23 protein-coding genes are annotated in these 22,918 nt (G+C 62.8%); 7 read left to right on the top strand and 16 right to left on the bottom strand.

Features of this window, described 5'->3' with window-relative positions; translation table 11 throughout:
* Positions 1–104: 104 nt before the first annotated feature.
* Positions 105–1,799 carry a dihydroxy-acid dehydratase gene (gene ilvD / locus ACN50D_RS07455; RefSeq protein ID WP_003940201.1) on the top strand — a complete coding sequence of 565 codons (1,695 nt, stop codon included), beginning with the start codon at positions 105–107 and terminating at the stop codon, positions 1,797–1,799.
* A gap of 13 nt (positions 1,800–1,812) precedes the next feature.
* Here the strand turns inward: ilvD and ACN50D_RS07450 are convergent, their stop codons facing one another.
* Entirely contained in the window at positions 1,813–2,469 is a 657-nt protein-coding gene (locus ACN50D_RS07450; RefSeq protein ID WP_007732621.1) for a S1 family peptidase, read from the bottom strand.
* Positions 2,470–2,543: 74 nt separating this feature from the next.
* The gene (locus tag ACN50D_RS07445; protein ID WP_030537011.1) at positions 2,544–3,263 is read right to left on the bottom strand and encodes a DUF6319 family protein; all 720 of its coding nucleotides are present in this window, start codon (positions 3,261–3,263) and stop codon (positions 2,544–2,546) included.
* 206 nt (positions 3,264–3,469) lie between these two features.
* Here ACN50D_RS07445 and ACN50D_RS07440 point away from each other — a divergent pair, with 206 nt between their 5' ends.
* Complete coding sequence (locus tag ACN50D_RS07440; protein ID WP_007732623.1) at positions 3,470–4,570, top strand: adenylate/guanylate cyclase domain-containing protein; 1,101 nt, start codon at positions 3,470–3,472, stop codon at positions 4,568–4,570.
* Positions 4,571–4,574: 4 nt separating this feature from the next.
* Here ACN50D_RS07440 and ACN50D_RS07435 read toward each other — a convergent pair whose 3' ends face one another.
* Positions 4,575–5,225, bottom strand: a complete 651-nt coding sequence (locus tag ACN50D_RS07435) for a TetR/AcrR family transcriptional regulator (RefSeq protein ID WP_030537009.1) — start codon at positions 5,223–5,225, stop codon at positions 4,575–4,577.
* 56 nt (positions 5,226–5,281) lie between these two features.
* On the opposite strand from ACN50D_RS07435, the gene ACN50D_RS07430 reads away from it, so the two are divergent.
* Positions 5,282–6,826, top strand: a complete 1,545-nt coding sequence (locus ACN50D_RS07430; protein WP_211920886.1) for an MFS transporter — start codon at positions 5,282–5,284, stop codon at positions 6,824–6,826.
* On the opposite strand, the gene ACN50D_RS07425 is transcribed toward ACN50D_RS07430, so the two are convergent.
* Positions 6,814–7,326, bottom strand: a complete 513-nt coding sequence (locus tag ACN50D_RS07425) for an Lrp/AsnC family transcriptional regulator (RefSeq protein ID WP_051649709.1) — start codon at positions 7,324–7,326, stop codon at positions 6,814–6,816. The two genes, ACN50D_RS07430 and ACN50D_RS07425, sit on opposite strands and share 13 nt — an antisense overlap.
* A gap of 195 nt (positions 7,327–7,521) precedes the next feature.
* Between ACN50D_RS07425 and hppD the strand changes: the two genes are divergently transcribed.
* Positions 7,522–8,727, top strand: a complete 1,206-nt coding sequence (hppD, locus tag ACN50D_RS07420) for a 4-hydroxyphenylpyruvate dioxygenase (protein ID WP_211920888.1) — start codon at positions 7,522–7,524, stop codon at positions 8,725–8,727.
* A 6-nt stretch (positions 8,728–8,733) separates the two neighbouring features.
* Here the strand turns inward: hppD and ACN50D_RS07415 are convergent, their stop codons facing one another.
* From ACN50D_RS07415 to ACN50D_RS07395, 5 genes are all read right to left on the bottom strand, one after another.
* Positions 8,734–9,384 carry an NUDIX hydrolase gene (locus ACN50D_RS07415; RefSeq protein ID WP_211921070.1) on the bottom strand — a complete coding sequence of 217 codons (651 nt, stop codon included), beginning with the start codon at positions 9,382–9,384 and terminating at the stop codon, positions 8,734–8,736.
* Positions 9,381–10,670, bottom strand: coding sequence for an adenylosuccinate synthetase (locus tag ACN50D_RS07410; RefSeq protein ID WP_047270739.1), 1,290 nt, complete (start codon positions 10,668–10,670; stop codon positions 9,381–9,383). Before ACN50D_RS07410 ends, ACN50D_RS07415 begins: the two co-directional genes overlap by 4 nt.
* A 9-nt stretch (positions 10,671–10,679) precedes the next feature.
* Entirely contained in the window at positions 10,680–11,666 is a 987-nt protein-coding gene (locus ACN50D_RS07405) for a hypothetical protein (RefSeq protein WP_136470823.1), read from the bottom strand.
* A gap of 5 nt (positions 11,667–11,671) precedes the next feature.
* Entirely contained in the window at positions 11,672–12,703 is a 1,032-nt protein-coding gene (locus tag ACN50D_RS07400) for a hypothetical protein (RefSeq protein WP_211920890.1), read from the bottom strand.
* A gap of 84 nt (positions 12,704–12,787) precedes the next feature.
* Positions 12,788–13,687 carry a LysR family transcriptional regulator gene (locus ACN50D_RS07395; protein WP_054187448.1) on the bottom strand — a complete coding sequence of 300 codons (900 nt, stop codon included), beginning with the start codon at positions 13,685–13,687 and terminating at the stop codon, positions 12,788–12,790.
* A gap of 188 nt (positions 13,688–13,875) precedes the next feature.
* On the opposite strand from ACN50D_RS07395, the gene ACN50D_RS07390 reads away from it, so the two are divergent.
* Together ACN50D_RS07390 and ACN50D_RS07385 are read left to right on the top strand one after the other, a co-directional pair.
* The gene (locus ACN50D_RS07390; protein ID WP_007732640.1) at positions 13,876–14,514 is read left to right on the top strand and encodes a hypothetical protein; all 639 of its coding nucleotides are present in this window, start codon (positions 13,876–13,878) and stop codon (positions 14,512–14,514) included.
* Entirely contained in the window at positions 14,511–15,287 is a 777-nt protein-coding gene (locus ACN50D_RS07385; protein WP_007732641.1) for an SDR family NAD(P)-dependent oxidoreductase, read from the top strand. The genes ACN50D_RS07390 and ACN50D_RS07385 overlap by 4 nt, the downstream gene beginning before the upstream one ends.
* Positions 15,288–15,302: 15 nt before the next feature.
* Here the strand turns inward: ACN50D_RS07385 and ACN50D_RS07380 are convergent, their stop codons facing one another.
* The gene (locus tag ACN50D_RS07380) at positions 15,303–16,064 is read right to left on the bottom strand and encodes an SDR family NAD(P)-dependent oxidoreductase (RefSeq protein ID WP_058226566.1); all 762 of its coding nucleotides are present in this window, start codon (positions 16,062–16,064) and stop codon (positions 15,303–15,305) included.
* A 198-nt stretch (positions 16,065–16,262) separates the two neighbouring features.
* Between ACN50D_RS07380 and ACN50D_RS07375 the strand changes: the two genes are divergently transcribed.
* On the top strand, positions 16,263–17,039 hold the full coding sequence (locus ACN50D_RS07375) for an SDR family oxidoreductase (RefSeq protein WP_054187449.1): 777 nt from the start codon (positions 16,263–16,265) through the stop codon (positions 17,037–17,039).
* A 110-nt stretch (positions 17,040–17,149) separates the two neighbouring features.
* Here ACN50D_RS07375 and ACN50D_RS07370 read toward each other — a convergent pair whose 3' ends face one another.
* From ACN50D_RS07370 to ACN50D_RS07345, 6 genes are read right to left on the bottom strand one after another with little or no spacing between them, the layout of a single operon-like run.
* On the bottom strand, positions 17,150–17,971 hold the full coding sequence (locus ACN50D_RS07370; protein WP_007732645.1) for a MaoC/PaaZ C-terminal domain-containing protein: 822 nt from the start codon (positions 17,969–17,971) through the stop codon (positions 17,150–17,152).
* Between the two features lie 14 nt (positions 17,972–17,985).
* Positions 17,986–19,164, bottom strand: coding sequence for a lipid-transfer protein (locus ACN50D_RS07365; RefSeq protein ID WP_003940050.1), 1,179 nt, complete (start codon positions 19,162–19,164; stop codon positions 17,986–17,988).
* Positions 19,164–19,592 carry a MaoC family dehydratase gene (locus ACN50D_RS07360; protein ID WP_003940399.1) on the bottom strand — a complete coding sequence of 143 codons (429 nt, stop codon included), beginning with the start codon at positions 19,590–19,592 and terminating at the stop codon, positions 19,164–19,166. The genes ACN50D_RS07365 and ACN50D_RS07360 overlap by 1 nt, the downstream gene beginning before the upstream one ends.
* Complete coding sequence (locus ACN50D_RS07355) at positions 19,589–20,704, bottom strand: acyl-CoA dehydrogenase family protein (protein WP_030537002.1); 1,116 nt, start codon at positions 20,702–20,704, stop codon at positions 19,589–19,591. The genes ACN50D_RS07360 and ACN50D_RS07355 overlap by 4 nt, the downstream gene beginning before the upstream one ends.
* Entirely contained in the window at positions 20,704–21,651 is a 948-nt protein-coding gene (locus tag ACN50D_RS07350) for a bifunctional MaoC family dehydratase N-terminal/OB-fold nucleic acid binding domain-containing protein (RefSeq protein WP_042924809.1), read from the bottom strand. The genes ACN50D_RS07355 and ACN50D_RS07350 overlap by 1 nt, the downstream gene beginning before the upstream one ends.
* On the bottom strand, positions 21,648–22,814 hold the full coding sequence (locus tag ACN50D_RS07345) for an acyl-CoA dehydrogenase family protein (RefSeq protein ID WP_211920892.1): 1,167 nt from the start codon (positions 22,812–22,814) through the stop codon (positions 21,648–21,650). Before ACN50D_RS07345 ends, ACN50D_RS07350 begins: the two co-directional genes overlap by 4 nt.
* Positions 22,815–22,918 lie beyond the last annotated feature (104 nt).

The raw sequence follows: 22,918 nt of genomic DNA, 5'->3' as shown, positions 1-22,918 counted from the left end.
CCCAACTGCGATGCGACGAGTCTATTCACGACGGACGGCGTTTGTCGGCAAGTCGAGTCGCTCGTCTGCCGGAAACACACCCCGCTGACGCCTATGCTTGGAAAATGACCGAACCCGACATCAAGCCCAGAAGTCGTGACGTCACCGACGGACTCGAAAAGACCGCAGCGCGCGGCATGTTGCGTGCAGTAGGAATGGGCGACGACGACTGGGTCAAGTCGCAGATCGGCGTCGCCTCGTCCTGGAACGAAATCACGCCATGCAACCTGTCCCTCGATCGCCTGGCCAAGGCCGTCAAGGAGGGCGTACGGGAAGCCGGCGGGTTCCCTCTCGAATTCGGCACTATCTCCGTCTCCGACGGCATTTCGATGGGGCACGAGGGCATGCACTTCTCCCTCGTCTCCCGTGAAGTGATCGCGGACAGCGTCGAGACCGTCATGCAGGCCGAGCGTCTCGACGGATCGGTCCTTCTCGCCGGCTGCGACAAGTCGTTGCCCGGCATGATGATGGCGGCGGCCCGCCTCGACCTCGCCAGCGTGTTCCTCTACGCCGGCTCCACCCTCCCCGGCGTCGCCAAACTTTCCGACGGCAGTGAGCGGGAAGTCACCGTCATCGACGCGTTCGAGGCGGTTGGCGCCTGCTCGCGTGGGCTGATGAGCCGCGCCGACGTCGACACCATCGAACGGGCGATCTGCCCGGGCGAAGGCGCGTGCGGCGGCATGTACACGGCAAACACGATGGCCAGCGCCGCCGAGGCCATGGGAATGTCGCTGCCCGGCAGCGCTTCACCGCCCGCACCGGATCGTCGCCGCGACGGCTTCGCCCGCGAGAGCGGCAAAGCCGTTGTCGAACTCCTGCGTCGAGGTATCACCGCGAGGGACATCCTCACCAAGGAAGCGTTCGAGAACGCCATTGCAGTAGTCATGGCATTCGGCGGATCCACCAATGCGGTGCTCCATCTCCTCGCGATCGCGCACGAAGCGTACGTCCCGCTGACGCTCGACGACTTCGCTCGCGTCGGCGCGAAGGTCCCGCACCTCGCCGACGTCAAGCCTTTCGGAAAGCACGTCATGACGGACGTCGACCGTATCGGCGGCGTCCCCGTGATCATGAAGGCACTACTCGACGCGGGACTCATGCACGGAGATTGCCTGACCGTCACCGGTAAGACCGTGGCGGAGAATCTCGCGCACATCACCCCGCCCGATCCGGACGGCAAGGTCCTGCGGGCGATGAACAAGCCCATTCACCCGACCGGAGGCATCACGATCTTGAAGGGGTCACTCGCGCCCGGCGGCGCGGTGGTCAAGTCGGCAGGATTCGAGTCTGATGTATTCGTCGGCACTGCACGGGTTTTCGAACGCGAGCGCGCCGCGATGGATGCTCTCGAGGACGGCACCATCACCGGCGGTGACGTTGTCGTCATCCGCTACGAAGGCCCGAAGGGTGGTCCCGGCATGCGCGAGATGCTGGCCATCACGGGCGCGATCAAGGGCGCGGGTCTCGGCAAGGACGTCCTGTTGCTGACGGACGGACGATTCTCGGGCGGCACCACCGGCCTGTGTGTCGGACACGTTGCGCCCGAGGCCGTCGACGGCGGTCCCATCGCGTTCGTTCGCGACGGCGATCAGATCCGGCTCGACGTGGGTACCGGACAACTCGAATTGTTGGTCGACGACTCCGAATTGGAAGCCCGCAAGAAGGGCTGGGAGCCGTTGCCGCCTCGCTACACACGTGGTGTGTTGGCCAAGTACTCCAAGCTCGTGGGATCAGCCTCGGGTGGAGCAGTGTGCGGCTGATCCCAGCCCGCCGCTAGATCGGCCGGTACCCGGCGCCGACACCTCCGTGGGCATTGATCGTGTCCACGATGGAGGTCATGTTGGTGCCGAGTTCCGGCCCCAGGCACGGCACCCAGAGGTAGGCGTTGACCATCGCGACCAGCGTCGTCCCGACCGTGACCGGGGCTCCCGAATCACCGTGGTCGACGCAGATCTGAGTCCAGGTGGATGCGTCGGCGCTCAGGTCTCCCCAGACGACGCCGCAGGTCGTGCCCGTCGTACGGCCTTCCTTGCAGGCTGTAGCCGGGAAGCTGGCCGGAGCGCCGATCGAGGTGATGGTTGCCGCGCCCACCGTTCGAACTGGTGTGACCTTGCCCGGATCGAACTGGATGACCCCGTAGTCCAGGTCCGGATTCGACTCGACGAACGTGCCGACCACGCCTGCGTCCTCGTTGCTTTCCGGGATCACGAACGATCCAGGACCACCGCAGTGACCTGCGGTGATACCCACGAGTCTGCCGCCGTTGTCGTGACCGATAGTGGTCAACGTACAGACCAGCTGATTGTCGATGATGATGCCCGAACCACCACCCATGGGCGTGGGTGCAGCAACGGCGTTGCTGCTGACGATGAACCCGAGTCCGAGTGCCAAGACCAACGCTGCCAGAGCCGAAACAATTCGCTGCAACATCACAATCTCTCCGCCGGTAATCTCCCCGCTGCAAAAAACGCATACCCCGGAAAGTGCGGACCTACGCAGCGTTTCTAGTCGGTAGCTCCGAGCGCTTCGAGCATCTTGCGTGCCTCCTCGAGCTGACGACTCAACTCGTCGACTCGCGCTGCAGCCATGTCCCGTGCAGCGACGATGATGGACTCGACAGCCTCGATTGCGGTGGGCTCACCCAACTCGCGGACAGCTCGCTCGACCGCATCGGGTGCGACCGGAACTGCTTTGCCCGGACGCTTGGCGCCCTGTGTGACCGTCACGCTCCAGTCGTTGTCCGCGCCGGCATGGATGGTGACGCTGATACCGGCCGGCAGTTTCTTCGCACGCTTGACGGCCGGACGAGGTGTCGCGGCAGGGGCAGCAGTGGCAGTCGGTACCGGAGCGGGTGCAGGCTGCGCACGCGGCTTCGGTCGAACAGGCTCTACGAGTGGCTCCATCAGGGGCTCGGACTCCACAACTGGTTTGGGCCGTGGCGCCGGTTTGGCCGGTGCCGCGGAGACGCGGTTTATGCGCAATTCCTCTGCCTCGAAAGGCAATTCGTCGTTGACGCCTTTGGGGCGGATCATCACGGTGTTGCCGTCCACCGACACGACTTTCGCCGAGGTACCGGCTTCGATCCCCAAGCTGGGGGTCGCCTCGCGCAGATAGACGGTGGCGCGCTTGCCTTCGGCGACAGCCGTGGCGAGCGCTGCCAGATTGTCCGCAGTGAGGTGATCCGGCGTTGATGCGGCAGCGCCGGAACGTCTACGGGGTGGCATGCGCAGGTCCTTTCAGAAGTATCTCGTGCGTTTCGGTATCGACAGTGCTTTTCTCGGGGCAACTCTTGCACAAGCCACCGACGTGTTGACTCTCACCGCCCGCCTGAGCCCGAGGATCCGTAGACGGTTCGGCCAATTCAGTACTGTTCTCGGGGCACCGCGTGGAAGATGGTGGACAGAAATTCGTTGCGGCAATAAGGAGCACGGTGAGCAGTTCGGAGTCAGAGTGGATCGACGAGGTCACCGAACCCGCCCCTGCTGAATCTCACGTTGCCGAACCTCACACTGCTGATCCGGTCGACGTCGATGCTCATCTGCTCAGCCGGATTCAAGCCGACATCGAGGAGTCCCTCCTCGGCGGACCGCGCTGCTTCACGCAATCGCAGATCGCGGAATTCGCCGGTGTGACACGCGAGCGTGCCGATCGTTTGTGGGTCGCGATGGGCTTTGCCGTCGACGAGGATCCCGACGCCGTCATGTTCACCCAGCAAGACGCCAACGCCCTCAAGACGATCATCGACATGGTCAATCGAGGAGTCATCTCGCAGAGCAGTGAGGTGGCTGCCGCCCGTTCACTGGGGCAGTCGATGTCGAGGTTGGCTGAGTGGCAGGTCTCGCTGATCAGCACACACATCATCGACCAGCTCGCCGACTCGGCAGATCACGAGCCCGAAGCGATCCGGAAGATCGTTCTGCGCCTCGGCGCCGAGATCATTCCCGCTGTCGAATCTCTGCAGACGTACGTATGGAAGCGTCACGTCGCGTCGTCGACGGGCCGCAACGTGGGAAACCCGGGCGAAGAAGTAGCGAGTCGTGTTCTGGTCGTGGGTTTCGCCGACATCGTCGGGTACACCTCGCTGACCCGCGGCCTCGACTCCGCCGAACTCAACGATCTGCTCGAGCGGTTCGAGTCCGCGTCCACCGAAATCATCGGTCGCAACTACGGCTGGGTGGTCAAGACCGTCGGTGACGAGGTCATGTTTGCCGCCGAGAGTCCTCATCACGCAGCCGAGATCGCTTTGCAGATCCAGCAGGCGGTCCTCGCCGATCACGACGATCCGCAGCTTCGGGTGGGCCTGGCCATGGGGCCGACGTTGGTTCGCTTCGGAGATCTCTACGGTTCGGTGGTCAACAAGGCCGCGCGTCTCACCAGCTCTGCTCGTCCCGGCACCGTGCTGATCGACTCCGAGTTGGCCACCCAACTCGGCTCGGACGCCAATTTCAAACTGCGGCACCTTCGTCCGCGACGAGTGCGCGGCATCGACAGGCTCGAGCAGTACGTGCTACGCCGCAATCTGGAGCCGTGAGCTCTCAGCTCGACACTCCGCGTGCAGCCAGAAAGTCGTCCACGATCTGCTCACACGCAGCCTCCCCGAGAGGCGTCAGCGTGGCCAGCTTGGTGAGCACCAACGGTCCGACCAACTGAGCAAGTGCGACGTCGTAGTCGTACTCCCCCAACGCGTCGATCGCGTCCGGCGAGCGCAGGATCCGATCGAACGCGTGTCGGTACTGCTCGAAAACCGTCTGGCGCAGCGATCGCAATTCGGGCTTGTCCGTGGACAGGGCATCGACGCTCGAATAACCCTTCAGTTCCGGCCCCAAGCCGAGCCAGCACATCGCCGTCACCTGGATCGGTGCGCTTTCGATGGCTTTGGCCTGACTGGTCAACAACTCGAGCAACTGCGCGCGGAGGTCACCCTCCCCGGACATCTCGGGCACCGGCGGTAAGAGGCGAGCAAATGCCGCGGCGAGTAGCTCCGTGCCGCTGTCGAAATGGCGATACAGCGTCGCACGCGCGACGTTGGCCAACTTGGTGACGGCATCGATCGTCACGGCGTCGACGCCGCCTTCTGCCAGCAGCGTGGTCGCTGCGTCGAGCAACCTGGATCTGGAACGCTGTTTGCGCGGGTCCTCGTCGTTTCCCTGCTGTTCGATTCCCTGCTTGTCGATTCCCACCGTCACAACTTCAGTTATACCCACTTGGGGGTTGTGGAACTGCTGTTCTTGTAACGATACTGATGGTCTTGTTTCTATCGGGAGGTTTCGTGAGTAGCGATACGACGCTCGAACAGTCCACGTGGACCATCCGGCAGATCTGGATGCTGACGGTCGCGTGCTGCGCCGTCGCGCTGGTCGTCGCAGCGATGGCCGCGCTCAACACGGCCCTTCCCGACTTGGCCCGCGATACCGGTGCAACACAGAGCCAGCTCACGTGGATCGTGGACGGGTATACGCTCACGCTGGCTTGTCTCTTGTTGCCGGCGGGCGCACTCGGCGATCGATACGGTCGACGAGAACTGCTCATGTTCGGACTACTCGTTTTTGCTGCCGGCTCGTCGATTCCGGTCTTCGCGGACGAACCGTCGTGGATCATCGTCTCCCGCGTGATCTCCGGCGTCGGCGCCGCGTTTGTCATGCCGGCGACGCTGTCTCTACTCACTGCAGGTTTCCCGCCGGCGCAGCGTGCCCGCGCCGTCGGAGTCTGGTCCGGCGTCGCAGGATCCGGTGCAATCGCCGGACTCGTCGTCTCCGGGCTACTCCTCGAAAAATGGTCCTGGCATTCGATTTTCGTCAGCCTGGCCGTCGTCTCAGTTCTCATCCTCGTGGTGTCGTTCACGATCGTGACGTCGAAGGACACGGAGGCAACTCCACTCGATCTACCTGGTACAGCGCTGATCGCCGGCTCGATCGGACTGTTTGTCCTGGGCATGATCGAGGCACCCGCCCGCGGTTGGCTCGATCCGGTGGTTCTCGCGTTGCTGATCGGCGGAATTGCCATGACGGCAGTCTTCAGCTGGGTCGAATTACCCACTCGCCATCCACTTCTGGACGTCAGACTGTTTGCCAATCGTGCATTCGGCAGCGGCGCGGCGTCACTGACCCTGCAATTTCTGGCGACCTTCGGCCTGTTCTTCCTGATCGTGCAGTATCTCCAACTGGTGCTCGACTACTCCCCCCTGCAATCGGCACTCGCCCTCATGCCGATCGCTGTGCCGGTGATGGCGCTGTCCGTGGTTGCTCCCCTACTGATTCCGCGTATCGGCCTTCGCGCCCTCACCGCAACCGGGGTTGCCTTCCTCGGAACCGGAATTGCGCTCTTGACGCGCTTGGACGCCAGTTCGACCTATGCCGAAGTCTGTGTTCCCTTGGTAGTGGCCGCTATTGGATTGGGTTTGTCGACAACCCCCGCCACTGCTGCCATCGTCTCCAACGCACCGGACTCCAAACAGGGTGTTGCATCAGCAGTCAACGACGCAACCCGTGAGATCGGCTCCGCCATCGGCGTTGCACTGGCGGGAAGTATCCTCGCCGCCGGCTACGGAAATCACGTCCAGCCCGCGGTCGACTTGCTACCCGAACCGGCCAAGGAGCCGGTATCCGGTTCTCTGGCCGCCGCTCTCCACGTCGCCGAAGCAGCCGGGCCGCAGGGTGCCCAGTTGGCCGAATTCGCCCGTGAAGCCTTCATCAAAGGCATGGATCAAGGAGCACTCACGCTCGCTGCGATCATGTGGGTATCCGCGATCGTTCTGGGATTCTGGGCTCCGGGTCGTCAGCGAGACTGACCGCCTCGTCGGTACGCCGGGGCCTTGGTCGTCTGCTCCGACTGCAGAGTCTGCAGGAGGGGCATCGACCGGAGCGGCACCACAACCGAGAGAACCATGACGCTGGTCGACCGGGTGGCTATCCCCGACCGATTCAGTTCGAGCAGCGTCGCTTGCAAATCCTCGTGCGACGCAGCGGCAATCCGGCACAGCACGTCGCCGGAGCCGGTGGTGGCAAAGGCTTCGAGCACACCGGGGATTGCCTCGAGTTCCGCTGTGACGGTGTCGAGCGCCCCCTGGGCGATCTGCAAAGTCACGAATGCCTGTACTCCGAAACCCGCTGCAGCTAAATTGACGTGCGGCGCGTATCCGGCGATGACGCCCGCATCTTCCATCCTTTTCAATCTCGCCTGCACTGTCGCCCGCGCAACCTTGACCTGACGCGACAGCTCCAACGCACCGGCTCTCGGGTGCTTGTTCATCGCGTCCAACAGAGCCAGATCCACTGCGTCGAGATTCACGTCTGCTCCACTCGTCGTTCAACTATGCAAATTGCCTACAAAACAGTGCCACCATCTTCGCATTCCGGCGCTGTGTCTACTTTCAACTACCTCCGTTGACTACCCAACCTCTCAAGGACTTATCTGTTTGTACTGGCAGTGCCGAACATAACTCGCGCACCGCGCTGTGTACATCGCACTCAGAGGGGACTCATCATGACCGTCGAACAGACTCTCACCGACGACGAACAGCTGGCCGGCCTGGATCTGGAGCAATTGCGCCAGTTGGTCGGCTTGGTCGAGTACGACAGCGATCACGATCCCTTCCCCGTGAGCGGTTGGGACGGCCTCGAATGGATCGTCGGAAATGCCACGCAGACTTCACATTTCTTCCAGTCCGCATTCGGCATGGAATTGGTGGCCTATTCAGGCCCGTCGACGGGAAACCGCGACCACCACGCGTTTGTACTCAAAAGTGGGGCCGTGCGGTTTGTCGTCAAGGGCGCTGTGGATCCGGCAAGTCCGCTGATCGAACATCACAGCCGTCACGGCGACGGTATCCGCGACATCGCGCTCAGCGTCCCCGACGTGGACAAGTGCATCGCACACGCCATCACCCAAGGCGCGACAGTGTTGAGCGAACCGCACGACGTCACCGACGAGCACGGCACCGTTCGCCTGGCCAGCATCGCGACGTACGGCGAGACTCGGCACACCCTCGTCGACCGTTCCCGCTACACCGGCCCTTACCTTCCCGGATACGCCGAACGGACGTCGTCGTACCGCAAGCGTGACGGCGCGCCCAAGCGAATCTTCCAGGCCCTCGACCACGTCGTCGGCAATGTCGAACTCGGCAAGATGGACCAGTGGGTCGACTTCTACAACCGGGTCATGGGATTCACCAACATGGCCGAGTTCGTGGGCGGCGACATAGCCACCGACTACTCCGCGCTGATGAGCAAGGTCGTCTCGAGCGGCAATCACCGAGTCAAGTTCCCACTCAACGAACCTGCCATCGCGAAGAAGCGGTCACAGATCGACGAGTACCTCGAGTTCTACCAAGGTCCCGGCGCTCAGCATCTCGCACTTGCGACCAACGACATCCTCGGAGCAGTCGATGCTCTGGTCGACGAAGGAATCGAGTTTCTCTCTACTCCGGCTTCGTATTACGAGGATCCCGAATTGCGCGCGCGTATCGGAGAGGTTCGAGTTCCGATCGAGGAATTGCAGAAGCGAGGCATCCTCGTCGACCGCGACGAGGACGGCTATCTTCTTCAGATCTTCACCAAGCCGATCGGAGATCGTCCCACCGTGTTCTTCGAGATCATCGAACGCCACGGCTCACTGGGATTCGGACTGGGAAACTTCAAAGCCCTGTTCGAAGCGATCGAGCGTGAGCAGGCCGCGCGGGGCAACTTCTGAGGTAGGTCAGCTGTTTTCGGTCCACGCCCAGACCACCGCGGGTCGCCCGGTGGCACTGACCCGGACTCGTTCGTCCGTACGTTCCAGCCCTGGCAACGCTTTGAGCGTCCGGTTCAAGTTGCCCGGGTCCGGACGCACACCGGAAAGCTCCTCCGCCACGGCCAGCGCGTACGACGCCGGAAACAACGGACCCAGTAGTGCCCGCGTGAATGCCTGATCTCGCCACAACAGGGTGTCAGCAAGGATCGGGCGGGTATCGGCGACTATCCGATTGTGGTCGAACGCAAGGTCCCCCGGGTTGTCCCAGCTCACCCATTCGGCCGAACCCGGCACCTCGTCCGACGAGATCACTGCCCACATCGTCACCGAGAGCGTCGGACCGCGGGGGTCTCGATTGGGTTCGTCGAACACGGTCAATTGACCGCTGACGAGGATCTTCTCGTCGGGAATTCCGAGCTTGGTGGTCACGGCTCGCCTGGCGGCGTCCTGCAACCGCTCACCGGCGCCCAGCAGTACACCGGGCAGCGCCAACTGCCCGGTGTACGGCTCCGCTTGCCGCGGAGTGACGGCAAATCGCAACATCCCGGGTTCCGGATTGCCGAACCGGAGCGCGATGACATCGATCGAGACAAGTGACTGGTCCACACCGTCCATCATGCAGGCACTGGGCATCGCATCTGACGATCGACCCGGTCGGCACCGTTCGCGGTCAGCACTACCGGCGCACCCATTTCCTCGCTCAGATACCGGGCGAAATCCTCCGGGTCGGCCGGAAGTTCCTTCGGCACGACCCCTACGGCTTTCAGGGAATCTGTCAGCGCCTGCTGGTGATCGAGATCCTTCCACTCTCCGACGGGAACGAACGGCAATCCTTCGTACGCGTGCACCCCGTGGATCGGGACGCCTGCAGCCCGCGCGCGATCCATCGCGTCGAGATGAGTAAGCGCCAAACCGTCGACGCCACCGCTCACCTCGATTGCGTAGTGCAACAACAACTCGTCGAGGTGGCCCGTCCGGAATCCGCCTTGATACTCACCCGTCCCGTTGTGCAGCTCGGGCAACACCTTCGCCAGCTCCGGATCCTCCGTCGGGAAGGGCCCAGCTCCGTGTCGTGTCATGTACGTGCGGGTGACGCCGAGTACGTAACTGTCCCGGCCCAACTCGTCGATCATCGCTCGCGCGTTGGACGGCTCGACCGTCGACCACGTGGTGTGTGGGTGAAACCCCCGCCACTCGTCGAGAAGGACACCTTGTGCCCCCTCGAATACCAGACGACCACGGGCACCCAACGCGCCCAGCGCATCCGGGTCGGCGATGTCCACGACGGCACCGAATTCCGCGTACATGTCGACCATGTCGTCGATCGGCGGAAAACCGTGGCGACTCTCCGCGATCAACGGTCCGTAGAATGTGGCCAACGCCGACAACTTACGACGCAAGGAATCAGGTCGCCGGCAGTCTCCCACCGTAGGCGCATTCGCAACTTCGAGCGCATACGCCGCGGTCTCACCGATCCCCTTGCCACACGAGCCGTGTCGGTTACCGCCGCGAGCATCCTCACGGGCCCTGTTGGCGGCCACGTGAATCGGCGTCGTCAACAATGCGCGCGCGTCGATCCGTATCAGATCGAACGGATTTCGAACTCCGAGCGCTTCCAGAGCACGCGCCTCCCGGGCGAGGGCGATGGGCTCGACCAACACGAATCTCGAGAGAAACGTCGGGACGCCGGACAGCGTTCCCGAACCGAACTGCGAAAACGTGTGGTGGCGCTCGCCGACCGTCACGTTGTGCGCTGCCTGTGCCCCACCGTTGAACCGGACCACTGCGGCCACACCCAAATCGGCTTGGTCGGAGCAAAGCCAATCGACGGTTGCTCCCTTCCCCGCATCTCCGAACCCGAGGTCTACGACGACGATATCTCGGTCTTCGAACGGCTCCATCATGCTCTCCTTCTATGCGAAATCAACATCGTCCGTATCGGTTCCGAGATCGTGGGGCAACCCGGCCACCGTCGCGGTGCTGCGCCCTGGAATTAGAGCGAGAGCCTTGCCGACGGTCTCGGCTTCAGCTCTTGAACCGATGTCGCGGAGATCCGCCAGTCCGTCACGCAGGTCGATGCGGTCCTCGCCGATTCCGACCGTCAGCGCGATCAGTTCGCACACCGCAGCGGGGTCGTCGAGTTTGACGAAGCGTTCACCGAGCAACTTCTTCCAGTGATCCGCGATTTCCGGATCGTTGAAGTACGACGACTGATCTGGCAGAACGAAGTAGACATTCCATCTTTCTTCGAGTTCACGGTAGATCGACGGGACCGATACGTCCTGACGTACCTTGTCGCCGATCACCGAACGGATGTGACGAGCCGAGAGTCGCGGCTTGTTCAGCTCGTCGCCGATGATGAAGAGGTAGCCTTTCCTTCCACGCTTCTCCCAGGCATCCGTACTGGTGTGGCGCGCCATGAAATATGCTGCCAATTCATAGCTTTCCGACTTCTGTCCACCACCGTTGCCCTCGAGGAAGATGGTCCGAAGCTGCTCGTCCATCGCGTTACCCGACTCGAACTGGCCGACTTGTAGTGGCACCTGATCGGAATCGGCGTCGCCGATACCACCGAACAGAATCTGCGGATCATCCGCGTATCCCTTGCGTTGCAGCAGCCCGTGCAGCTTTCCGAGCTTGTCCTGCATGATTCGAGGAACAGCGCCCATCGAGCCGGTGACATCGAAAAGCACTGCTATCGGGAGAGAATCGGGGTGCCCGGCCGAGTCTCGGCATTCACGCTTGTCGACGCCGAAGGGGTCGAGGGTCGGGTCCGCTTTCCAACTGCTTCGCGGACGCGACCGAAGCGAATCGGTGTAACCGAAATCGTCGACACCGCGTGCGGCACGAAAAGTCTTGCCCGCCAAATAGGTGTTGTCGTCCCAGTATCCGTAGCCCATGACAATCACTGTCCTTTCGTGGATGGAACGGCGAACGGACGAAATGTCCGCTGGCCATAGAGAAGATCGAGGAGTTCGTCGAACTCACCCAGTAGGTCGACCGCGTCGGGACGCAATCTCGGGTTGTCCTGCATGCAGCCGTCGGCAAACACCTTCATCCGTTCGTGGGTCTGCTCGCCCAGCATTCGGAGCATCAAATGATGAGCCATGTAGACGTCCCAGGCCGGAGACGCTCCTTCGCCGAGTTCCGGTGGGTACGAATCACGATCGGAACCGATCGTCGCCACCGGGCGGCTGCCCGTACGGGTGGCAAAGGACCAGCCGACCAGCACCACCCCGTGCCGATCAGGCTCGATCAGCACGTTCTCCGCGGTAATCGCCGTGTGCACCCAACCAGTCGCATGCGCTGCTGCCAGAGCCCGAAGTAGCCGTCGGTGCATCCACGCCCAGTCCCGTGGATCGAGGCCACCTGGATACGCCTCACGGACGTCGGCGAGACTCACAAAACCTTCGGTCAGATCGTCCAACACATCGATCTGACGTCTCGTGCCGCTGCCCACATGGGTGATTTGATCGATCAATCGCGGGAAGTACGAGACTGCCCAACCGGCTTCGCACGAATTCTCGATGTCCGTCAACACATTCCGTTCGGCCTCGATCATCGAGTTCGCCCGAGGGTCTCGCGGAATCTTCAGTACGACACCGGCATCGGACCGGTACAGGTTAGCGACCGAGCCGCGCGCTACCAGTCCACCCAACGTGTACTCGCCCCGCTCGCCGACATAAACGGGCCGAGAATCTGCCGGCTCGAACTCCGCTGTCCAACTGCGGTATAGCTCGTTCAACCGAGATGTTGCGGCCGAGTATCGCACCCGATCTTCGGGCTTCGCCCGGTCCGGATGAATGGCGGAGGCGAGCCGATGAAAACGACGCTTCGCAGCGCGACGGGTGTCGAGATCGCTGGAGCCTCCCCCGAACACATCGGCCGAAACTCGTGCTGCCTCGACGATTTCAAGTGCCGTGCTGATCGTTTTCATGGTTTTAGTCTATCCGACTAAAACGAAGACGGCAAGAATGCGTATTTCATCCGAGTACATGCGCATCACATCAGGACACGGCAATCACCTGGCGGTACCGAGGGCTGAAACAGCTTTGCGTAGCTCGATCACTGCCGGACTGCTGTCGCCCTCGCGGGTACACAGATCGATCGAACACTGCTCGATGTCGGAAATGCGCACGAAACTGATATCCGAGCGGGTGTAGTACTCGGCAATGGTTGCTGCCGTTATCACCACCGCCCGACCGTTGGCGACAACCTCGAGCGCTTCGTCCATCGTGCGGACAGAGGGACCGTACCGGACGGGTACACCACTCGGGCGCGGGTCCACCGACCACCATTTCACCCATTCGGGTGGTGCGCCGTCACTCGAAACCTGCACAGTCCCATCTATTTCAGAAATCTCGATGCTCGCGCGACCCGCCAGTCGGTGCCCTCGAGGCAGAGCCAACACCCGCGGTTCGACGCCTATCCGTTCGAGCACCACACCGTCGAGCACCGGCAGTGGCGGTCGCACGAAGGCCGCGTCGACGGTCGCGCTCGCCACCGCGGAAACCTGTTGGGACCAGTCCAATTGGACCAGCTCCACCTCCGCATGCAACGAATCGATCACCGCACGTCCCAAACTTCCGGCCGCCCCGTTGATGAATCCGATCCGCAACCGCCTGGCCCGCCGACGCTCGAGTGCGTCGAGCCCGTTCATCGCGCGAACGGCGAACTCGAGAGCGGGCCGCGCATCCGCGACGAACACCTCACCCGCGGCGGTGAGCACCACCGGGTGCGAACTGCGATCAACCAACTCGACACCCACCTGTTCCTCGAGTCGACGAATCTGCTGACTGAGAGCAGGCGCCGTGACGAACAACCGGTCTGCCGCTCGTCCGAAGTGCCCTTCCGCCACGACGACGAGCAACGAGGACACCAACCGCAGATTCAGATCTTCACCTCTTCTCGCCTTTTTCATTACCGTCCATTCGGTTGTCTTAGGCCGCCGTTCGCCAGCAAAGTGATGACCATCACGGTATCTGAACAGCGGAGTTAAGCAAACCGGCAATTGTCGAACGAAGTTCTACATGTACAGCGAATGCCACGTCAGGTCACAGTTGTCGCAGATCCGGACAGCCCGCCGAATCCGCGAAACCAGGAGATGTGATGAGCAAGTACGAGCACGAATTCGTCCACATGATGGATGGCGTCGAAAAGCAATTGGAAACCATCGACAATCCGCGGCACCAGAAGATCCTCCGAAACTACCGGCGCCACGCATTGCTCGAGGTCTCCGGTCGTTACAAGGAAATCCTCTCGCCCGACATGACCGTCGAAGAACCCGTCTACCGGTTGTTCGAAGACGGGCAGTCGATTGTTCTGGACGGCATGGACGCCGTCACCAACTTCTACCAGTCACTCGCCGAGACGGACACCCTTGTCATGTGGACCGGACAGTCCGACTTCGCGGTCTCCGACAGCGGATTCTCGGGTGAGACTCTCTTCAGTCAATTCGTCCCAGGATCGATTCTGGGAGACGGGGTGTTCGGCGCGGTGCACGAATCGGGTGGATCCACCCCCGCAGCCCCCGAACAGTCGTCGGACATCGACCCCGACGGTTGGTATCTCGTGCGTCGGACCTTGGCATTTGTCTGGCCGTACGACGAGCAGGGGCGACTCATCGGTGAGCATGTCTACGAAGATTCTGCTTCGAAAGTCGTGACCAAGGTGGACCCGAGCGAAGTCATCACGGCGGCGCGCGCAGCCGAACTGCTTGCCCCACTGCTCGAAACGCACCTGCCGTGAGCGCGCCCGTAGCCATTGTCACCGGCGCAGCTGCCGGGTTGGGCGCCGCTATTGCCGAGCGCCTTGCGGAGGACTTCGGCACCCTGCTTCTCCTCGACATCGAAGAGGCCGCACTCGCCGACACCGCAGCACGCCTGGAAAGCCTTGGCGTAGCAGTCCACACGGCACGATGCGATGTTCGACGTGAAGGTGACGTCAAGAACGCCTTCGACGTGGCTGCATCGGCCGGAAGCCCGACTGCACTCGTCAACGGCGCCGGAATCGGCGTCTTCACTCCGTTCCTCGAGATCACCGAAGACCAGTGGGACAACACCTTTGCGGTGAACACCAAGGGCAGCTTCCTGATGTGCCGCGAATTCGTGAGCAGAACCGAGGGTCCGGCAGCGATCGTCAACATCGCGTCGATCGGTGCCCGCTTGGGCGGTGACATGCTCGCGCACTACGGACCGTCGAAGGCCGCCGTGATCGAGATGAGTCACAGCGTCGCCCGGATCGGTGCGACTCGAGGACTTCGCTCGAATACGGTCATGCCCGGCCTGATCCTCACCGACATGTGGCTTCGAACCATCAAGGAACTGCGTCGACGCGATCCCTCGCTCACAGATGTTTCCGATGCTGACGTCTTCGATTCTTTTGTCGCACAGATGGTTCCGATGGGTCGAGCTCAGACGCCCGGAGACATCGCCGAGATGGTCGCCTTCTTACTCAGTGACAAGGCTCGCAACGTCACCGGCCAGACGATTGCCGTCGACGGCGGCGCCGTGATGACCTGATCGGGTCGATGACGGTCAGCCCCAGCGCGACTGGCCGCCGTCGAGCGGGATCGTGGCACCCGTGAGGTACCCGGCGTCTTCGCTGACGAGGAAGACGACGGCACGACCGATGTCGGTCTCGGGGTCTCCGACGCGTCCCAGCGGAATACCTGCGACAAATGCCGCTGCCTCTTCGGGATTCTTGTCCATCCACCACTGCAACGCGGGAGTCTTGGCGTGCGGGGCAACATTGAGAACGCGAATGTTGTCCTTGCCCCATTCACAGGCCGCAGCGCGGGTCAACGAGCGCATGCCTTCTTTGATGGAACCGTAAGCGCCGTAGTTACTGGCATCCCAGCGCACCGCCGCCGAGGTGACCATGTTGATGATGACGCCACCGCCACGACTGTTCATGTGGGGGTACGACGCCTGCATCATGCGCAGGGTGGCGAGCGGCCCCGTCGCGAAGGAACGCTCGAAGTCTTCGTCGAGCACGCTCGAGAGTGGGCCGGGCTTGCAGTCGTTGGCGTTGTTGACCAGGATGTCGATTCCGCCGAACAGTTCGACGGTACGGTCCACGGCGTCGGTGATGTCGTCCTTCTTGCTGACGTCGCAGACCACCGCCTCACCGCGCGCACCGATGTCAGCCAGTAGTCCGCACGTGGTGTGCAACTTGGATTCGGTGCGGCCGGCAACGGCGATCACGGCGCCCTCTTTGGCCAAGGCCAGGGCAATCCCCTGCCCGATTCCCTGACCCGCACCCGTGATGAGTGCAACTTTGCCTTCGAGCTTGCCCATGTGACTACTCCAATGTCCGTCGACGCAGAGGTCCCTTTGCGGGAGGGACCGGTCGATTCTGGTGACTGCCGCCGTTTGTCGTCTACACTCGACCTACAAAACAACCAAGCACTTGCTTGACCCTAAGGTGTGCGACCACGTCGCGTCAATCACATTGGGCGGCAATTCAGCTCGGCACCGCACCAGGAAGGCTCCACCGTGACACTGCCCAACCCCGTCGATTTCAGCGGACGCTCGGTGATCGTCACCGGCGGCACCAAAGGCATCGGCTACGTCATCGCCGAAACCTTCCTCGCCGCGGGTGCGAACGTGCTGGTCTGTGGCCGTAACGAGCCCGAAAACCTACCCACCGCCGACGGCCGTAGCGCAGCCTTTCGCGCCACTGACGTCCGCGATCCCGCCGACGCCGCAGCCCTCGTCCAGGATGCCGTCGAGCGCTTCGGCCGTCTGGACGTCCTGGTCAACAACGCCGGCGGCTCCCCCGATGCCGATGCTGCGACGGTGTCACCCCGCTTCGTCGAGAAGATCGTGGCCCTGAACCTGTTGGCACCCTTCAACGTTGCCCAGGCCGCAAATGCAGTGATGCAGACTCAGGACGACGGCGGTGCCATCATCAACATCGGCAGTGTCTCGGCGATCGACCCGCAGCCCGGAACCGCGGCGTACAGCGCAGCCAAGGCAGGCCTCCTCGTTCTGACCAAGGCATTGGCCCTCGAATGGGCGCCGAAGGTCCGGATCAACCACATCACCACCGGCCTGATCCGTACCGAGGCTGCCGCCGAGGTCTACGGCGCCGACGGCGGCGTTGCGGTCACCAGGACCATTCCGATGGAGCGCATGGCCGTGCCGGCCGATATCGCCAACTCCTGCCTGTTCCTGGCGAGCCCGCTCTCCTCGTACGTGAACGGCGCCGACATCGCCGTTCACGGCGGCGGTGAGTACCCGGCTCGCTACATGGCGACCCACCAGGATTGAAACAAATACGAAGCAGCCCCTGAGCGGATTCGCTCGGGGGCTGCTTCTTCGTGTGAACAACTGCGGGGCGCGACGAGGGGTCAAGCACCCCGCAGTTGAGTCTGGAGGGACTAGCGAGCGGAGAAGCTCACTCGTGCACCGGAAATCGCTACCTGATCACCCTTGGTGACCTGGAAGGCCAGGTCGTCGGGAGTTCCCCACGCAACGATGGACGGCGCCTCACCCGGATGGATCGCCGCAGCGAATCGACCTTCGAGACTGACAAGATCAGCCGGATGCACTCCGGCGACCCGAGCAAGCTCGAGTGTGCTGGCGGCCAACGTGCACAGGCCGTGCATGATCGGACGCGGCTGGTTGATCCGCGCCGCAGCCTGGGGATCGATGTGGATGTGGTGCTTGTCGCCCAGGAGCCGGTACATCGCCGTCTGGTTCTCCGCTGTGGTCAGCACACCGGTCAACGAAGGCTCGCCGGTCGGCTCCGCCGGACGTGAGGGTCCACGTTCTCCGCCGAATCCACCGGCACCGGGGGCAAAAAGTGACCAGGTCGCGACGAAGTATTCGCACTCCACCTTCACTTCGAACACGGCCGCTGCGCCCTTGTCCCACACCTCGCCGACCGAAGCCTTCAAGGTCACGTCACCGCTACGCGGAAGCGGAGCAAGCACTTTCAGCTCTTGCGAGCCGTGCAGTGCCGTCGAGGTGTCGAAGGCGCCCGCCGAACCCAGAGCGTCGGGAGCCCACTGCGCCAGCGTCAGAGCAAAGGTCGGCAGTACCCGAAGCTGATCCTCGAAGACGAGGTCCAGCTCGGTCGCCTTGGCGCCCACGGCAAGTGCGTACAGGATCGCGTCGCGCTCGGTGTACGACACGGTGCGGGTCCCGAGATCGGCTCCACGCCAATCGCCGGCGGTCTTCGCAGCTTCCGAAGTTGTCACTGTCTTTTCCTCTCTCAAACAGCGCCGAGAACGAGACCGCTGGTGGGTACTGCTGTTCCGGCTGTGACCAATACGTTTTCGACGCCCTCGGGCTGGTTGGTCGACGTGCCTCGCACCAGTCGCACACCTTCGGCAATTCCGTTGACACCGTGCAGGTACGCCTCGCCGACCTGACCACCGTGAGTGTTGGACGGCAGGCGTCCACCGATCTCGAGGTTGCCTTCGCGGATGAAGTCCTTTGCTTCGCCTGGCTTGCAGAAGCCCAGTTCTTCGAGCTGGGGAAGCACCAACGGAGTGAAGTGGTCGTACAGGATCGCGGCGTTGATGTCGTCCGGTGTCAGGCCGCTCTGGCCGTACAGCTGACGAGCAACCAGGCCCATCTCCGGGATACCGGAGATGTCGGGCCGGTAGTAGCTGGTCATCATGTGCTGATCCTTGCTACTGCCCTGAGCGGCGCCCTTGATGACGACGGGCTTGTTGGCCAGATCCTTTGCGCGCTCGGCAGAGACGATGACCAATGCCTGGCCGCCGTCGGTTTCCTGGCAGCAGTCGAGCAGGTGCAGCGGCTCGGCGATCCAGCGCGAGTTCTGATGGTCCTCGAGCGTGATCGGACGCTCGTAGAACCAAGCAGCCGGGTTGTTGGCGGCATGCTTGCGCGCCACCACTGCAACTCGTCCGAAGTCCTCACTCGTCGCACCGTACTGGTGCATGTAGCGGCGGGCGAACATGGCGACCCACTGAGCGGGAGTCGACAATCCCTGAGGAGTCATCCACGCATACGCGGCGCGGTCAGCCGTGCTGTCCATCGGTCGATCGTGTTGGCCCAGGCCGTAGCGCACACCGGAGCGCTCGTTGAAGGCGCGGTAGCAGACCACGACGTCGGCAACACCCGTCGCAACTGCCATGGCTGCCTGCTGCACGGTGGCACACGCAGCGCCGCCGCCGTAGTGAATGCGCGAGAAGAACTTCAGCTCGCCGAGACCACAGTTGCGAGCCACGATCGCTTCGCCGTTCGTCTCCGACGTGTAGGTGGACAGACCGTCGACCTCGGACGGATCGATACCGGCGTCAGCGAGTGCCGCGACGATGGCCTCACACGCCAACTGCAGTTCGGTACGGCCGGAGTTCTTGGAGAACTCGGTGGATCCGATGCCGACGATGGCGGCGGCTCCCGAGAGTGGGCTGATCGCCATCAGGGCCTCTCCTCTTCCTTGAAAGCGACTGCGACGGTGCCGGATGCATGGTTGCCGAGGCTGTTTGCACCCTGCACCTTGACCACGACCACTCCGTCTTCCTTGGACACGACCTCACCGGTCATCGTCATGGTGTCACCCGGGTAGTTGGGCGCCCCGAGACGAATGGCGATGCGGCGCAGGGTCGATGCAGATCCGGCCCAGTCCGTGACGTATCGACCGACAAGACCGTTGCTCGTGAGGATGTTCATGAAGACATCCTTCGAGCCACGCTCCTGGGCCAGGCTCGGATCGTGGTGCACGTCCTGAAAATCGCGAGTGGCGATTGCCGTGGCGACGATCAACGTGCGGGTCAGCGGGATCGCCAACTCGGGCAATGCCTCTCCGACAACGACGTCTGCGTAGCTACGACCGGCAAGAACGGTCATGCGAGCACCTCCACACCGGATGCGAGCTGCGCACCCAGACGCGCCAGATCGGAGCTGGAACCACCGAGGGTGGCAGCAATCTGCTTGCCCCACAACAGGTGACGGTGAACCGGGTAGTCGGTGTCGACGCCCATGCCGCCGTGAACATGCGTGGTGCGATGCACGACGCGCTGTCCGCCGTCGGTAGCCCACCACTTGGCGACCAGTACCGAGGTGCCGAGATCCAGTCCCTCGGAGATGCGCCAGGCGGCCTGCCACAGTGTCACGCGCATCGCTTCGAGATCGATGTAGCAGTCAGCGAGTTGATGATTGACGGCCTGGAAGGTCGCCAGCGGACGGCCGAACTGCTTGCGGCCGTTCAGGTACGTGACGGCCTGCGCGACTGCACCCGACCCGACGCCCCATTGGATTGCGGCCAATGCCAGCTGAACGCGGTCGATCAGCCACGGAACCGTGGTGCCGTCAGCCGCACCGATCAGCTGCGCGGGGGCACCGGCAAAGGTGACGTTGGCACAGATCTCCCAACTGGTGGACTGCGTCTGTTCGAGCGTCACTCCCTCGGCACTCAGGTCGACCAGCAGCAGTGCCGTACCAGTGGAAGCGGTTGCCGAAACGAGAGCAAGGTTCGCGACGTGAGTCATCGGCACTACTGCCTTCTCACCCGTCAGAGTCCAGTTGCCGTCGGCGTCCTGCTCAGCCGTGGTCAGTGGGTCGCCGCCCGTGTACGGACCGAACTCTTCGAGACCGACGGTCAGGAATCGACTGCCGTCGGCAACTCCCGGAAGGAGTTCGGCGCGAAGGGAATCAGAGCCGAATTCGTTGACAGCCAATGCTGCAAGGGTCGTTTCCCAGATCGGCACGGCCGCAACGTGACGTCCCTGCTGTTCGAGCAGTGCGTACAGCTCGGACAAGCCGAGGCCACCGCCGCCGAACTCCTCCGGCAGGGCGATACCGAGCAGGCCGGTGCTCGCGAGTTCGCGCCACAGTTCACGGTCGACGCGCTCGGCGGAGAGTTCGATCTCCTTGGTGCGCTCGATCGTTGCCTTGCTGGTGAAGACCTCGTCGGCCAGTGCGCGAATTGCTTCCTGCTCTTCGCTGAAATTGAAGTCCATCAGTGCTCCTCGCGTACGGCCGGCCGGAACGCGGGAAGCGTCAGATCCGGGTCGGCGTCGATCCAGTCAAGTTCCACGGGCATGTCGACCACGACATCTTCGGGCGCGATACCCACCATGTTGGCGATCAATCGGGTTCCCTCTTCGAGTTCGATTACCGCAACGATGAGCGGGTAGTCGAACGCGTCGATCTTGGGGTGGTGATTGACCACGAAGCTGTACACCGTGCCACGACCCGACGCGTCGATCGTGTCCCACTCGAGTGACCGGCACTCCCCGCACATCGGGCCGGTGGGATGACGCAGCGTCTTGCAGGACGTACAGCGCTGGATCACCAGACGGTGCTCCTTGGCTGCTTCGAACCAGAAAGCGTTGTCCGCGTTGAGAGCCGGACGCGGACGCAGTGCACGAGGAGCTTCGGGCGCAGCAGATTCCTGAGGTTTGAACCGCAGCGTCCGCCACCGCTGGGTGCCGACAACCTGATCGTCACCGTTGCGGTAGGTCTTGAGCGTCGTGACGAAGTGTCCGACACCGAGGCCGGTCTTCTTCTCCGGCGAAATCGACTCGATGACCTCGGTGTAGTTAACGCGATCGCCTGGGCGCAGTTCGGCGAAGAACTCCTGATCGGAATCGGTGGCCACGACAGAGCTGTAGCCGGCTGCGTCGAGGGTGGCGATCAGATCGGTCCACACCTGCGACGGGTCGTTGCCCGCCATCTTGTCGGTAAAGGTCCGCATGATCCAGACCTGAAGCATCTGAGCGGGAGCGACGACGCCGTCACGGCCGGTGGCGCGGGCAGCTTCGTCGTCGAGGTAGACGGGGTTGGTATCGCCCATGGTCTCGGCCCAATGCCGGATCATGGGGATGTTGACCTCGTCTGGCCCCCAGGTGGTGGGAACAAGCGTCTGGCCGACAAAAGCGTCGAGTTGCGCCGAAATGTCGCTCACTTGATCCTCTTTTCGCGAACCAAGCCGAGCCCGATGGTGCCGACCATGTCCCGCAGAACTTCGTTGACGCCGCCGCCGAAGGTATTCACGACACCCTGACGCGAGATCTGCTCGATCTGACCGGCAAGCAGAGCGCCCGGAGACTCGGGGCGGATGCGACCGGCGGAGCCGAGAATTCCGAGCAGGGTGCGGTAGACGTCGACGTGAGTCTCGGTCCCGTACGTCTTGGTGGCACCGGCGTCGGCTCCGGAGAGCGTGTCCTGTGCGACGGCTGCCGTCATCTTCCAGTTCAGCAGTCGCATGGCCTCGAGCTTGGCGTGTGTGCGAGCGAAGTCCTGTTGCACCCACGGGATGTCGATGGCGCCGTTTTCCTTGGCCCAGTCCAGGACCAGGTTCCACAGACCGTACGTGCGACCACCGATGGCCGCCAGGCCGATTCGCTCGTGGTTGAGCTGAGCCGTGATGAGCTGCCAGCCGCCGTTGACCTCGCCCACAACGTCCTTCGACGGAACTCGAATGCCGGAGTAGTACGTGGACGTCACCATCAAGCCGCCGACGGTGTTGATCGGTGACCACTCGAAGCCTGCATCCTCGGTGGGGACGATCAGGATCGAGATTCCCTCGTGCTTGGGGGCATCCGCGTCGGTGCGGCAGGCCAGCCACACGTAGTCGGCAGTGTTGGCGCCACTGGTGAAGATCTTGTTGCCGTCGACGACCCACTCGTCACCGTCGAGGACTGCGCGGGTCTTGAGCGAAGCCAAGTCCGTTCCGGCCTCCGGCTCGGTGTACCCGATTGCGAAGACGATGTCGCCGGCCAGGATGCCGGGCAGGAAACGTTCCTTCTGTTCTTCGGTGCCGTACTTCATCAACGTCGGTCCGACGGTATTGACCGTCACGAAGGGAAACGGCAGACCTGCGCGCTGAACCTCGTCGAAGAACACGAACTGCTCTTCGATGGAGCGTCCCTGTCCACCGAATTCCTTGGGCCAGCCGATACCGAGCCAACCGTCCTTGCCCAGCAACTTCACGATCTCGCGGAAGTACTCGCCACCCACACCTTGCTCGCCGGCCGCGCGACGCTTCTCTTCCGGCAGCAGCGCCGCGAAGTACGCGCGCAACTCCTTGCGGAGCTCCTGCTGCTCGGGCGATTCCCTCAGATCCATCGCTGTTTCTCCTATGGCATTCATGGCTGGCAACTCTTGGCCTGGACGCTAACCAGATGCCCAGGTGGGCGCTGTGAGTGTCTCGATGAGCGGGAAGCCGAAAC

This window comes from Rhodococcus sp. SB1D, assembly GCF_048573875.1.
Lineage (GTDB): Bacteria > Actinomycetota > Actinomycetes > Mycobacteriales > Mycobacteriaceae > Rhodococcus_F > Rhodococcus_F qingshengii.
Note: the sequence above shows the minus strand (reverse complement) of the source record. Positions and strands in the feature narration are given on the sequence as shown.